The following is a 13,149-nucleotide window of genomic DNA, read 5'->3' on the forward strand; positions in this document are numbered from 1 at the left end:
GATTGGTCTGGTCCATGGTGGTGAGGTTTGTCGCCTTTAAGGGTGTCTTAAGGCCCTTTGTTCGGGCTTTGTCAACCTTCTTTCCTATTGTCGGCAAGGGAGTTGGGAAGGAAAAGGGATCAGACCAGGATGATGGAGCGGGTCAGCGCGCGCGGCTCGTCCGGGTTCAGACCGCGCGCCTCGGCGGTCGCCACCGCGAGCCGCTGGGCCCGCACCAGGTCCGCCATCGGGTCCAGACCGGGCTCGTCCAGCAGCTCGGCGCCGGTGGCCCCGATCTGCTCGGGCAGGCCCTCCGGCAGGCCGCCGAAGGCCCAGACCGCGCGGCCCGGCGCGGCGATGGCGATCGGCCCGTGCCGGTACTCCATCGCCGGGTAGGACTCGGTCCAGGCGCCGGCCGCCTCGCGCATCTTCAGGCCGGCCTCCTGGGCCAGCCCGTACGTCCAGCCGCGGCCGAGGAAGCTCACCTGCTCGGCGGTGACCAGGGTGGCCGGCAGCTGCCAGGCCAGCGCCCGCTCGGCGTCGGCGGCGGCCTGCGCCACCGTGGCCACGCCGGCCGGCAGGGCGTCCTCCAGCTCCAGGTGGGCCCGGAGCAGGGCGAGGGCGGTGGTGGCGAAGCGGGTCTGCACCACCGAGTGCTCGTCGGCGAACTCCAGCATCACGTGCTGGTCGGCCACCTCCAGCACCGGGCTGCCGGGGGTGCCGGTGAGCACGGTGGAGGGGGTCTTGAGCCGGTCGAGCAGCTCGATCACCTCGGTGGTGGTGCCGGAGCGGGTGATCGCCACGATCCGGTCGTAGCGGCGCCCGAGCGGGAACTCGGAGGCGGCCAGGGCGTCGGTCTCGCCGTGCCCGCCGCTCTCGCGCAGCACCGCGTAGGCCTGCGCCATGAACCAGGAGGTGCCGCAGCCGACGACCGCGACCCGCTCGCCGCGCCGCGGCAGGGCGGGGGAGACGGTGGCGGCCAGGGCGGCGGCCTGCCGCCAGTTGGCGGGCTGGGTGGCCAGTTCCTGGGCAGTCAGGGAAGACATGGGTACGGCCCCTCCGGGGAATCCAGGCGTGGATGCTTGAAGCTGATTGATTTATAGATGTTTCGCGCAGGATTGCGCAAGAGCACTCGCGCGAGATGAACTGTGGGAAGCTGATCCAGCCGCGCCGGAGACCTCCGGCGCGGGCGCTGCGGGAGAGGGGCGGCACCAAGCGTGTCCAGGTACGAGCGGTGGAACGCACTGCTGGAACTGCTCAACGAGCACGGCAAGTTGGAGGTCGAGGAGGCCGCCGAGGCGCTCGACGTCTCCGCCGCCACCATCCGCCGTGACCTGGACCAGCTGGCGCGCCAGCAGATGGTCACCCGGACCAGGGGCGGCGCGGTGGCGCACAACGTCAGCTACGACCTGCCGCTGCGCTACAAGACCGCCCGCAATGCCGACGCCAAGCAGCGGATCGGCGCCGCGGTGGCCGAGTTGATCGCCCCGGGCGAGGTGGTCGGCCTGAACGGCGGCACCACCACCACCGAGGTGGCCCGCGCGCTGGCCGTGCGCCCGGAGCCGGACGGCGGGTCGGGCCAGGCGCTGACCATCGTCACCAACGCGGTCAACATCGCCAACGAGCTGACGGTCCGTCCGCAGGTGAAGATCGTGCTCACCGGCGGGGTGGCCCGGCCGCAGTCCTACGAGCTGATCGGCCCGCTGGCCACCCTGGTGCTCAACGAACTCGCCCTGGACGTCACGGTCCTGGGCGTGGACGCGCTGGACGCCGAGCACGGCGCCACCGCCCACAACGAGGGCGAGGCGAGCGTCAACCGGCTGCTCGCCGAGCGGGCCCGCCGGGTGGTGGTGGCGGCCGACTCCTCCAAGCTCGGCCACCGGGCCTTCGCCCGGATCTGCGGGGCGGAGCGGATCTCGGTCCTGGTGACCGACGACGGCATCTCCGCGGAGCTGACGGCGGCCTTCACGGAGGCCGGCGTGCAGGTGATCACGGCCTGAACGGCCTTCACCCATTAGCGCGTTGCGCCTGATGCAACGTCAGCCGAGATTCGGTAACTACCGTGTGTACAGGTCTGGACCACTGATGGTCCGCGCTGGAAAGGTGGCCGACGCTCCGTCTCCGCCCGAAGGTTGGTCCACCGTTGTCCAGCGCCGCCCGCAGGTCCTTCCTCTCCTCGACGGCCCTCGCCGTCACCGCCGCGCTGCTGCTCAGCGGTTGCGGCGCGCTCGGCCTGGGGGAGGAGGGCGACGTGACGCTCAAGCTGGTCGCGCCGGACTACGGCACCAACCGGGCCACCAGCACCGAGCCGTACTGGCAGGAGCTGGCGAAGAGCTTCGAGGCGGCCAACCCCGGCATCAAGGTCGAGGTCGAGGTGGTCTCCTGGACCGACATCGACACCCGGGTCGCCGAGCTGATCAAGAGCGGCAAGTCCCCCGACCTGGTGCAGACCGGCGGCTACGCCGACCAGGTCGCGGCCGGGCGGCTCTACCCCGCCGGTGACGTGCTGACCATCGAGACCCAGGCCAACATGCTGGCCTCGATCTCCCAGGCCGGGCAGGTGCTCGGCAGCCAGTACGGCATCCCCTTCACCACCTCCTCCCGGCTGTTCTTCTACAACAAGGCGATCTTCGAGAAGGCGGGCGTCACCGCCCCGCCCGCCACCTGGGACGAGCTGGTCAAGGCGGCCAAGAAGATCAAGGAGAAGGTGCCGGGGGTCACCCCGTACGCGCTGCCGCTCGGCCCCGAGGAGGCCCAGGCCGAGGGCCTGATGTGGGCCACCTCCGGGGGTGGCGGCTTCGCCGACGACGCGGGCAACTACAGCATCGACAGCGACGCCAACCAGAAGACCTTCGACTGGCTGCGCACCTCGCTGGTCAACCCGGGCCTGACCTACAAGGACCCCGGCGCGGTCAACCGGGCCACCGCCTTCGAGGACTTCGCGGCCGGGAAGGTGGCGATGCTCAACGGCCACCCGCAGCTGGCCCTCAACTCCGACAAGTCGGGCGTCCAGTACGGCACCGCCCCGCTGCCCCGCAGGGACGCCCAGGGCAAGGCCTCCTCGATGGGCGTGGCCGACTGGATGATGGCCTTCAAGGCCAACGGGCACCGGGCCGAGATCAAGAAGTTCCTCAGCCACGTCTACCAGAAGGAGAACGTCATCAAGTTCGCGTCGATGTACAACCTCCTGCCGGTGACGCAGGACGCGCGCGAGGAGATGGCGGCCTCCGGCCACAACATCAAGCCCTTCCTGGACGCGCTCACCAACGCGCGCTTCTACCCCTACGGCGAGACCTCCTGGGACCGGGTCAGCGGCCTGCTCAAGAAGCAGCTCGGCGGCGCCGTGAAGAACGACGGACAGGGGGTCCTGTCCGGTCTCCAGGGCGCCGCCGCGGAGGCCGCCGAGCAGAGCCGGCGCACCTCGGGGGGCTGACGGCCGCTCAGGCCCCTTCGGGGGCCTCGGGGGCCTCGGGGCCGAGGTCGATCGCGTAGGCCTTGCGGAGGGTCTCGTGCACCGTCCAGGTGGTGCGGTCGCCCTCGCGCAGGATCCCGACGGTGCCGGGGGCCAGCTCCAGGGTCTCGCCGCCCTCCACCGCGACGGTGGCCCGGCCGCTCACCACCACGAACATCTCGTCCGCCTCGGTGTCGGTCGCCACGCCCGGGGTGATCTGCCAGATGCCGCGCAGCCGGCGGCCGTCGGGCGACTCCCAGAGCAGCTTGCCGGACACCTCGGGGGCGCCGGAGACGATCTGCGAGGGGTCGAGCGGGTCGGGCTCGAGGTCGGCGTCGGGGATGCTGAGAGCGAAGCTGTGGTCCATGGGGTCGACGCTAACCCGGGCGGCGCGACGGGTGGGGGAGCAGACTGTGTCGCCCTGGCCGGGCAGAATGACACCCCGTAAGTGGAGGTGGCCGACATGCCCGACCTGACCGACCGCGAACGCGCGGTGCTCGCCCTGGAGGCCCGCGGCTGGCGTACGGCCGGCGCCAAGGAACGCGCCGTCCGGGAGGAGCTCGACCTCTCCGCCACCCGCTACCACCAGCTCCTCAACGCCCTCCTGGACCGCCCCGAGGCCCTCGCGGCCGAACCCGTCCTGGTCAACCGCCTACGGCGGGTCAGAGAGCGAAAACGCGCCGAACGTTGATGGCGGACGAGGTTGCGCCCCGCAGGGGCGCGGGGAACTGCGCGCAGGGGAACGGCACCACGTGCAACTGGCTCGCCTGCCCCGATCCAGCACTGGGCCGCCTTCCGTACTCGCGCAGTTCCTCGCGCCCCTGGGTCGCTGCAACTGGACCTCGCGTTCCGGTGTGAGCCGTCCGTCGCCCGGTTAGGGTCGAAGACATGGGTATCCCTGAGCCGAGGACGGAAGCCGGGCGGGTGGGGCTGCGTGCCCTGGTCGAGGAGCCGCGGAGTGCGGTGGTCGCCCTGGACTTCGACGGGACGTTGGCGCCGATCGTGGCCGATCCGGCCGCCGCGCGGGCCGAGCCGGCCGCGGTGGCGGCGCTGCGGGCGCTGCTGCCGTTGGTGGGCGGGGTCGTGGTGGTGACCGGCCGTCCGGCGGCGGTGGCGGTGGAGTACGGGGGGTTCGAGGGCCTCGGGCTGACCGTGCTGGGGCAGTACGGGGCGGAGCGCTGGGAGGCGGGGGTGCTGACGGCGCCGGAGCCGCCGCCCGGGGTGGCCGCGGCGCGGGCGGAACTGCCGTCGGTGGTGGGGGAGTCGGGCGCCTGGGTGGAGGACAAGGGGCGGGCGCTGGCGGTGCACACCCGCCGGACGGCCGACCCGCAGGCGCTGTTGGAGGAACTCCGGGCTCCGCTCGCCGGGTTGGCGGACCGTCACGGGCTGATGGTGGAGCCGGGCCGGTACGTGCTGGAGCTGCGTCCACCGGGTGTGGACAAGGGCGGGGCGCTGACGGAGTACCTGGCGGGACGTCCGGGGGCGGCGGTGCTGTACGCCGGTGACGACCTGGGTGACCTGCCCGCGTACGAGGCGCTGGAGCTGCGCCGCAAGGGCGGTGGCCCGGCCGTGCTGGTCTGCAGTTCGGCCGTCACGGGCGAGCGCCAGGTCGCCGAACTCGCCGACCGGGCCGACCTGTTGGTCCCCGGACCGACCGGTGTCGCCGAGCTGCTGCAGGCCCTGGCGGGCGCGCTGCGCTGAAGCGCCGCGCGCCCGTGCCCGAAGTGGGGGTACGGGCGCGCGGCGGCGGTCTCAGGCCCGCGGCGGGGCCGTGGTGGAGCGGATCACCAGCTCGGGGTCGAAGAGCAACTCGCCCGTGGGGACGGGCCGTCCGGCCACCAGGGCGAGGACGCTGCGGCCCACTTCGAGCGCCAGCCGGTCGGCGGGCTGCCGGACGGTGGTGAGCGGCGGGTCGGTGAACTCCGTGATGATGGTGCCGTCGTAGCCGACCACCGAGACGTCGTCCGGGACGGAGAGGCCGTGCCGGCGCAGGCCGCGGATCGCTCCGAGGGCCATGAAGTCGCTGGCCGCGACGATCGCGGTGGCGCCCTGCTTGAGCAGGCCGGCGGCGGCCGCCTGGCCGCCCTCCACGGTGTAGGACTGGCGGAAGACCCAGCTCTCGGCGTCGGCCAGGCCGCGCCGCTCCATGGCGGCGAGGAAGCCCTCCACCCGGCGGTCGGCCGGGTGGTTGCCGGCCGGGCCGGAGGCCATGCCGATCCGGCGGTGGCCGAGGCGGTGGAGGTGGTCCACCGCGAGTTCGGCGGCGAGCGCGTCGTCGGTGGAGAACACCGGCGCCGGATGCCCGTCCGCGAACTCGCCGTTGATGCCCAGGTAGGGCACCCGGCGGTCGCGCAGCAGCTCGTAGGTCTCGACGTCCGCGCCGTCCACCGTGTTGCTGGCGGAGAGGAAGACCACGGCGGCGATGCCGCGGTCGACCAGGGCGGAGACGAACTCGCGCTCCTGTACCCCGCCGGGGAAGGCGGGGCAGAGCACCATCTTCAGCCCGTGCGGGGCGAGCGCGGACTCGATCCGCTCGGCCACGTCGGCGAAGAACGGGTTGGACACCCGCTCCGTCACCACGGCGACCAACTGGCCGGGCGTGGAACGCTCGTAGCCGAGCTCGGACATCGCCCGCTCGACCGCGTCGCGGGTCTTCTTGGCGACGCCCTGCCGCCGGTTGATCACCCGGCTGACGGTCGCCTCGCTGACACCGGCGCGAGCCGCGAGTTCGGTGATGCCGACCTTCATTCCGCCCCTTCCACCTCGGTGGCCCCCACCGGACCACTGAGCACGGCGAGTCCGGACCTCGGCACCGGCAGCGCGTGCAGGCCGGGCGCGAGGCCCAGCGGCCTGCGCTCGATGATACGGCCGGACGGTCCGTAGGCGGTCAGCTCGGTCTCGCCCCCGGGCTCGGCGACCTCCAGGACGATCCGGTCGGAGGCCGAACCGTTCACCAGCACCAGTTCCTGACGCCAGGTCAGGTCGACCGGGACGACCTGCTCGGAGTGCACGCTGACCAGACCGGTGCCGTCCAGGTCGGCGCGGACCACGGGGTAGAGCTCGTCCGGGCGGCCGGGCTCCACCACGCCGTCCAGCAGCACGCCGCGCAGCCTGGTCCACTGGCCGAGCCAGAAGGCGATCGCGGCCCGGTGGTCCTCGGGCACCTCGGTGAGCCGCACCGAGACCTGCGGGACGGAGTGCAGGGCGCCGATCAACTGCCGGGCCACGCTGTGTGCGGGCGCCTCGCGGTGCCAGAGCAGCATGTCCGAGTGGACCGCGCCGCCGATCGCCAGGAAGGCGGTGTCGATGGTGCGGACCCGGTTGGCGGTGGAGTCCGCCGGGCAGTCGAAGGAGCGCAGCAGGTTCCCGTACGGGGCCATGCCGGGGCCGGTGTACGGCTGGCGCAGCTCCAGCAGCAGGCCGGGGCGGACGAGTTCCAGCTCGCGGCGGACCTCGGCCAGCAGCTCGGTCATGGCCCGGCCGACGTCGGGGCCGCCGTCGCCGGCGTGCACCATCGCCTCGTCCAGGAAGTCCAGCTTGAGGCCGTCCAGCCCGTGGTCGCGGACCAGCCGGACGCAGAGCGCGACCACGTGCGCCCGGACCTCGGGCAGCCGGGGGTCCAGCACGTAGGCGCCGGGGACGCCGGCCCGCACGGTGGGCCGCCACCTGTCGTACGCCTCGGAGTCCGGGCCGACCAGCAGCGGGGCGACCCAGAGCAGGTAGTGCAGGCCCAGGTCGCGCACCTCGGCGACGTGCGCGGTCAGGTCGGGGAACTTGGCCGGGTCGGGCCGCCAGTCGCCGCAGCCGGCGTAGCCGCGGCCGTGGCCGCCGAGCTGCCAGCCGTCGTCCAGGATCAGCGCGCCGAAGCCCAGGGTGGTGGCCAGCGCGGCCTCGGCGGTCACGGAGTCCGCGTCCACCTGCTGGTTGAAGGCGTACCAGGTCGAGTACACCGGGGTGCGGGCGCCGTCCGGCACCGGCATCGGGGTGATCCCGGCGGCGTACCACGCGCGCAGGGTGCGCATCGCGGTGGCCACCGAGGCCGAGCGCGGGACGAAGAGCAGCCGGTGCCCGCCGGGGGCGGGGGGCAGCAGCAGCTGCACCACGAAGCTGTCGGTCTCCTCGGAGACCCCGAACCGCAGCCGCGCCTCGGGCACCGGGTCGGCGGCCGCGAAGGTGAGCAGGGTGGTGCCGGCGTGGTCGTAGAGGCAGCCGGTGGCGAGTGCGTCCACCAGCGAGACCGCGGCCTTCCCCTCCCAGTCCGCGGTCAGGGTCCGGCGCCAGCCGCCCTGCGGGTGCCAGTAGCCGGCGGCGTCGCCGAGCGGCACCGAGAGCCGGACCTCGACGGGCCCGCCGTCGGCCGAGTCGACCGCCACCATCCGGATGCCGGAGGGGAGTTCGGTGCTGGACCAGTGCCCGCCGGGCACCGCGACCGAGACCAGGTCGAGCAGCGGCTCGAAGGTGGCCGGGGCCAACTCGGCGGTGGTGACGGCCTCTTGGCCGATGTGGTCGTTGTGGTTGATGGTCATTCCTTCACCGCCCCTGCGAGGAGTCCGGAGACGAAGTGCTTCTGAAGTGCCAGGAAGAGGGCCGCCATCGGCAGGGCGGCGATCGCCGTGCCGGCCAGGATGGCGCCGTAGTCGGTGTCGTCCACGCCCTGCAGCGAGGCCAGCGCGACCGGGATGGTGAGCGCGCTCTCGCTGCGCAGCACCGTGAGCGGCCAGATGAACTCGTTCCACTGGAAGAGGAAGAGGAAGATGGCCAGCGCGGCCAGCGCGGGCCGCATCGGGGGCAGCGCCACCCGCAGGAAGAGCCGCAGTTCGCCGCAGCCGTCCACCCGGCCGGAGTCGAGCAGCTCGTTCGGGAGGGTGGACATCGACTGCCGCATCAGGAAGATGCCGAACGGCAGCGCCAGGTTGGGCAGGATGACGGCCTGGTAGGTGTCCAGCCAGGTCAGCTCGGCCATCAGGCGGAACAGCGGCACCAGGGTGACCTGGGACGGGATCACCAGACCCAGCATCAGGAGGCCGAACAGCGCCTCCTTGCCCTTGAACTCGAACTTGGCGAAGCCGTAGCCGGCCAGGGTGCAGATCACCCCGGCGGTCAGCGTGTAGACCACCGCGATGCCCAGGGAGTTGACCACCACCCGGCCGAAGTCGGCCTTCTCCTGCAGCGAGTTGAGGTTGTCCAGCAGGTGCCCGCCGGGCAGCAGCGGCGGCGGGGAGGTGAAGATCTCCTTGGAGCTGTGGGTGGCGGCGATGATCAGCCAGTAGAACGGGACCAGGACGGCGGCCAGGGTGATGGCCAGCGACCAGGTCAGGCCGATCGACTTGGCGGTGCGGTGCTCGGTGCGGGCGCTCATGACTTCTCCCCCAGCAGCTTGAACTGGACGAGGCCGAGGGCACCGATGATCAGCGCCAGCGCGTAGGCGATCGCCGAGGCGTAGCCGAAGTCGAAGTACTTGAAGGCGTTCTGGTACAGGTACATGCCGATGGTCAGGGTCGCGTTGTCGGGCCCGCCGCCGGTGAGGACGTAGGGCTCGTCGAAGATCTGCAGGGTGCCGATGGTGGAGAGCACCGTGGTGAGCAGCAGGGCCGGCTTGATGCCGGGCAGGGTCACGTGCCGGAACGCCTTCCAGGCGCCCGCCCCGTCCACCGCGGCCGCGTCGTACAGCTCGGCGGGGACGGACTGCAGGCGGGCGAGCAGGATGACCGCGTTGTAACCGGTGTAGTGCCAGGTCAGTGCCAGCCCGAGCGAGATCTTCGCCCAGAGCGGGTCGGTCAGCCAGGGGACGTCCGCCCCGAGCAGCCAGTTGACCAGGCCGTACTGCTGGTTGAGCAGGACGGAGAAGATGATCCCGTAGGCCACCAGGCCGGTGATCATCGGCAGGAAGAAGCCCAGCCGGAACACGGACCGGGCCCGCAGCAGCGAGGAGTTGAGCGCCACTGCGAGGCCGGTCGCGAGGGTCAGCATGAGCGGCACCTGGATCGCCAGGATGACCGCGCTGTTCCCGAGGGAGGTCCAGAACAGCGGGTCGTCGAGCAGCCTGGCGTAGTTGTCCAGGCCGGCGAAGGTCTCGGTGCCTCCGGTGGAGCGGTACAGGCTGAGCCGGAACGAGGCGGCGATCGGGTAGACCTTGAAAGCCGCGAACAACAGCAGCGCCGGGAGGACGAACAGGTACGGCAGCGCACGCCGCCTCGCCGGGGTCATCGAACGACCTTGCGCCCGGTCTGCTGGGCGAGCTGGTCGGCGGCCTGCTTCAGGACCTCGGCCGGGTCGGCACCCTTGAGCAGGACCTTGGTCTGAGCGTCCGTCACCACCTTGAGGGCACGGGCGTAGTCGGCCGAGTAGTTGGTGGCCGGCGACGGCGTCTGCAGGGCCTTGAGGAAGATCTCGCCCTGCTTCTGGCCGCTGAAGAACGGCGACGGGGTGTGGAAGGCCGAGTCCTCGTAGGCGGACATCAGGGCCGGCGCGATGCCCTTGCCCTTGTAGATGGCGACCTGGGAGGCCGGGCGGGTCAGCACGAACTCGATGAAGCTCCAGGCGGCGGCCTGCTGCTTGCTGGAACCGGAGACGGCCAGGTGGGTCGAGTTCACGGTGGCCGCGTTGGTGCCGCCCTGGCGGACGGCCGGGGGGAGCCGGACCTTCCACTTGCCGGCCTCCTGCGGTACCAGGCCCTCGATGATCCCGCCGAACCAGGTCGGCCAGGGCAGCACCGCGGAGGTGGTGTCCTTGATGGAGTTCTCCAGCGCGCTCCAGCCGCCGGACAGGTCGGCGACCAGGCCCGCGTCGTTCAGCTTCTTGATGATGGTCATCGCGGTGACCGCCTGCGGCGAGTCCAGGGTGATCGCGCCGTCCATGTTGAAGTAGAAGGCGCCCTGGAGCTGGAGCAGCAGCTGGAAGAAGTTGGCGGCGTCGGCCTGCGAGGCGGGCTTGTCGATGCCCAGCAGGTACTTGCCGGTCTTCTCCTTGAGCTTCTTGCCCGCCTCGATGACCTCGTCCCAGGTCTGCAGCCCCTCGACGTCCACCCCGGCCTGCTCGAACAGGTCGGCGCGGTACCAGAAGCCGCCCGAGTTGGCCTCCCACGGCAGGGCGTTGACCCGGCCCTTGGGCGCCACGGTCTCCCACAGGCCGGCGGCGAAGGCGTTCTGGTACTTGGTGGCGCCGAGCGGGCCGAGGTCGGCCAGGCCGTTCGGGAACTTCTCGACGTAGCTCGGCAGGTAGTCGACGCCGATGTGCAGGACGTCGGCCAGGCCGGCGCCGCCGGCCGCCATGCCGGTGGTGATCTTGTCCCAGATGGCGGGGTTGCCGATGTCCTGGACGGTGACCTTGATGTCCGGGTACGCCTTGTTGAACTCCGGCAGGAGCGCCTTGAGCTGGGCGGCGGGGCCCTGCCAGCTCCAGACCGAGATCTCGCCCTTCTTGGCGTCGCCCGCGCCGCCGCCCTTGGCGTCGGTGCCGGCGCCGGTGCCGGAGCACGCGGTGGTGAGGCCGGTCAGCCCGGCGCCCACGGTGATGGCGCCGCCGAGTCTGAGCAGTCCGCGTCTGTCGAGGTCCATGGTGTCTGCCTTTCGAGGGTGGGTGACGGCTGGACGTTAGCAACGCTGCCAGCAGACTTGCAATGGCGTGATGAAAACTTTCTTCGCCGGTGTGCAAGAGGATTGAAAGCCTTAGCGCGGGCTGTTAGCTTCGCTGCACCCTCTACAGGCGACCCAGGAGACCCTGATGCGACGCGCCTCAACGACGCTGCTCACTGCTCTCGCACTGCTCGCACCGCTCGCCCCACAGACCTTCGCGGTGGCCGAAGCCGCCACCGCCAAGGTGCCGACCGTGGTCAACCCCGGTTTCGAACTCGGCACCCGGGGCTGGAACTTCACCTCCGGCTCCGGAGTGGCCACCAACTACCCGCACGGCGGCGCCAAGCTCGCCTACCTCGACGGCGGCCCCGGGTTCCGGATCAGCCAGACGCTGACCGCCCCGGTGGACGGCCGGTACGACATCTCGGCCTGGATCGCGGCCGGCGGCCAGGGTGGCCGCTTCGCGGTGAAGGTCAACGGCGCGGAGGCCGGATCGGTCACCGTTCCGGCCCGCTTCGAGTACGCCCGGCACACCGTCAGCCGGGTCGGGGTGCACAAGGGCGACAAGCTGGAGATCGCCTTCGAGTCCGGCGACGCCTGGCTCAACATCGACGACGTGATGATCTCCCCGGCGGCCCCGGCCGACCCGGTCGCCACCTCCTCCGACCCGCGGGTGGTGGAGATGTTCGACTGGGCCAAGCGCAAGGCCAACTCCTGGGTGCTGCTCGCCGGTTCGACCGGCCCGGTGAACGTCGACGAGAACAACCGCTTCGGCACCGGCGCCGCCGTCTACGGCCCCTCGTACTGGGCGGGCTACGCCAACCGCAGCGGCTACTACTCCCGCGACATGGCCCACCAGGTGGTCGGCGCCCAGGTGCTCGGGCTGACCGCCGAGAACCGCACCATGCTGCGCTCGTTCGCGGCCTCGGCCACCGAGGCGCACAAGTACTACCCGGTCTGGGCGCACAACTTCGACACCGGCACCTACCTGAGCATCGACTACCGCCGCCCCGACCTCTTCGTCCGCGAGGTGCCGGCCCCGTTCGAGCTGGTGGAGAAGGCGGCCCAGGCGTACCGCTGGAGCGGGGACAAGGCCTACGTCGAGGACGAGGTGTTCTGGGACTTCTACCGGCACACCACGGAGGAGTTCGTCGCCCTGCACGACCAGGCGAAGCCGAACGGCGGGGTGGCCGTCGCGGAGGGCACCGGCAAGGGCATCTTCTCCGGCACCGCCAGCTACAACGAGCAGGGCAACGAGAAGCTGGCCGAGGCCGGTGACGGCATAGCCGCCCAGTACCAGGCCTACCTCGGCCTGGCCGCGCTGGCCCGGGGCAAGGGCGACACGGCGCTGGCCGCCAGGGCCGAGCAGCAGGCCGCCGCCCTCAAGCAGTACTTCAACTCCGAGTGGAGCGGCGCCGGTTCGGGCGCGGACATGGTCCGGGCGTACTCACTGGACGGCACCGCGTTCAAGGGCTGGGGGCTGGAGAACAGCTGGTTCATGCCGATGAAGCGGATCATCGAGGCCGGCCCGCGCAACGAGGCCTACCTGGACTACGTGGACACCCAGGCGGCCGGCCCCGACGGCCCGTCCAACATCGAGGCCTTCACCTACCTGCCGGACACCTTCTTCGCCAACAACCGCAACGACGCCGCCTGGAAGTGGATGAAGTACGTCTACGACCAGCGCGACGTGCAGCACGTGAACGCCTCGCAGGGCCCGAACGGCGACTACCCCGAGGTCTCCTTCACCCTGGTCGGCCAGACCGTCTCCGGCCTGCTCGGCCTGGAGCCGGACGCCCCGAACTGCAGGCTCACCACGCAGTCCCGGCTGCCCGCCGGGATGGACTGGCTGCAGGTGGACGACATCCCGGTCGGCAAGGACCGGATCGGCCTGCGTCAGGACGGGGTCAACCGCTCCACCCTGACCAACCACTCGGCGAGCCGCACCTACACCTGGGAGGCCCGGTTCGCCGGCAGCCACCCGACGCTGAGCGTGGACGGGGTGGCGCGCAAGGCGCGGACCAAGGTCGAGCACGGGGTCACCTACACCTACCTCACCGTCAAGGTGGCGGCGGGGCAGACGGTCTCGGTCGCGGTCTGACGACCCGTCCGGGCCGGTGGGGATCAGCCCCCCACCGGCCCGGA

General features: G+C 71.5%; 12 protein-coding genes. 5 read left to right on the forward strand and 7 right to left on the reverse strand.

The annotated features are described in order from the left end of the window. Nucleotides 1–119: 119 nt before the first annotated feature. Nucleotides 120–1,025: an SIS domain-containing protein gene (locus tag ABD946_RS14800; protein WP_345283676.1), complete on the reverse strand. Its 906-nt coding sequence runs from the start codon at nucleotides 1,023–1,025 to the stop codon at nucleotides 120–122. A 171-nt stretch (nucleotides 1,026–1,196) separates the two neighbouring features. On the opposite strand from ABD946_RS14800, the gene ABD946_RS14805 reads away from it, so the two are divergent. Both ABD946_RS14805 and ABD946_RS14810 read left to right on the forward strand, forming a co-directional pair. Next, nucleotides 1,197–1,979, forward strand: coding sequence for a DeoR/GlpR family DNA-binding transcription regulator (locus ABD946_RS14805; protein ID WP_345283678.1), 783 nt, complete (start codon nucleotides 1,197–1,199; stop codon nucleotides 1,977–1,979). A 143-nt stretch (nucleotides 1,980–2,122) separates the two neighbouring features. Then, on the forward strand, nucleotides 2,123–3,412 hold the full coding sequence (locus ABD946_RS14810) for an extracellular solute-binding protein (RefSeq protein WP_345283680.1): 1,290 nt from the start codon (nucleotides 2,123–2,125) through the stop codon (nucleotides 3,410–3,412). A gap of 7 nt (nucleotides 3,413–3,419) precedes the next feature. Here ABD946_RS14810 and ABD946_RS14815 read toward each other — a convergent pair whose 3' ends face one another. Further along, the gene (locus ABD946_RS14815) at nucleotides 3,420–3,797 is read right to left on the reverse strand and encodes a cupin domain-containing protein (protein ID WP_345283683.1); all 378 of its coding nucleotides are present in this window, start codon (nucleotides 3,795–3,797) and stop codon (nucleotides 3,420–3,422) included. Nucleotides 3,798–3,893: 96 nt separating this feature from the next. Here ABD946_RS14815 and ABD946_RS14820 point away from each other — a divergent pair, with 96 nt between their 5' ends. Together ABD946_RS14820 and otsB are read left to right on the forward strand one after the other, a co-directional pair. Next, nucleotides 3,894–4,121: a DUF3263 domain-containing protein gene (locus ABD946_RS14820; protein ID WP_345283685.1), complete on the forward strand. Its 228-nt coding sequence runs from the start codon at nucleotides 3,894–3,896 to the stop codon at nucleotides 4,119–4,121. 197 nt (nucleotides 4,122–4,318) lie between these two features. Then, nucleotides 4,319–5,131 (forward strand): trehalose-phosphatase, encoded by an 813-nt coding sequence (gene otsB, locus ABD946_RS14825; RefSeq protein WP_345283687.1) that lies wholly within the window; start codon nucleotides 4,319–4,321, stop codon nucleotides 5,129–5,131. A gap of 51 nt (nucleotides 5,132–5,182) precedes the next feature. Here otsB and ABD946_RS14830 read toward each other — a convergent pair whose 3' ends face one another. Genes ABD946_RS14830 through ABD946_RS14850 form a run of 5 tightly spaced genes read right to left on the reverse strand, consistent with a single transcriptional unit; the run spans nucleotide 5,183 to nucleotide 10,986 of the window. Continuing rightward, the gene (locus tag ABD946_RS14830; RefSeq protein WP_345283689.1) at nucleotides 5,183–6,178 is read right to left on the reverse strand and encodes a LacI family DNA-binding transcriptional regulator; all 996 of its coding nucleotides are present in this window, start codon (nucleotides 6,176–6,178) and stop codon (nucleotides 5,183–5,185) included. Next, nucleotides 6,175–7,956 (reverse strand): glycoside hydrolase family 36 protein, encoded by a 1,782-nt coding sequence (locus ABD946_RS14835; RefSeq protein ID WP_345283691.1) that lies wholly within the window; start codon nucleotides 7,954–7,956, stop codon nucleotides 6,175–6,177. Before ABD946_RS14835 ends, ABD946_RS14830 begins: the two co-directional genes overlap by 4 nt. Continuing rightward, a complete protein-coding gene (locus ABD946_RS14840) occupies nucleotides 7,953–8,789 on the reverse strand; it encodes a carbohydrate ABC transporter permease (RefSeq protein WP_345283693.1) in 837 nt (278 codons plus the stop codon). Before ABD946_RS14840 ends, ABD946_RS14835 begins: the two co-directional genes overlap by 4 nt. Continuing rightward, on the reverse strand, nucleotides 8,786–9,637 hold the full coding sequence (locus ABD946_RS14845; protein WP_345283695.1) for a carbohydrate ABC transporter permease: 852 nt from the start codon (nucleotides 9,635–9,637) through the stop codon (nucleotides 8,786–8,788). The genes ABD946_RS14840 and ABD946_RS14845 overlap by 4 nt, the downstream gene beginning before the upstream one ends. Then, the gene (locus tag ABD946_RS14850) at nucleotides 9,634–10,986 is read right to left on the reverse strand and encodes an ABC transporter substrate-binding protein (protein ID WP_345283697.1); all 1,353 of its coding nucleotides are present in this window, start codon (nucleotides 10,984–10,986) and stop codon (nucleotides 9,634–9,636) included. The genes ABD946_RS14845 and ABD946_RS14850 overlap by 4 nt, the downstream gene beginning before the upstream one ends. Before the next feature lie 166 nt (nucleotides 10,987–11,152). On the opposite strand from ABD946_RS14850, the gene ABD946_RS14855 reads away from it, so the two are divergent. Further along, the gene (locus ABD946_RS14855; protein ID WP_345283699.1) at nucleotides 11,153–13,105 is read left to right on the forward strand and encodes a carbohydrate-binding protein; all 1,953 of its coding nucleotides are present in this window, start codon (nucleotides 11,153–11,155) and stop codon (nucleotides 13,103–13,105) included. Nucleotides 13,106–13,149 lie beyond the last annotated feature (44 nt).

This window comes from Kitasatospora albolonga, assembly GCF_039535905.1.
GTDB classification, from domain to species: domain Bacteria; phylum Actinomycetota; class Actinomycetes; order Streptomycetales; family Streptomycetaceae; genus Kitasatospora; species Kitasatospora albolonga.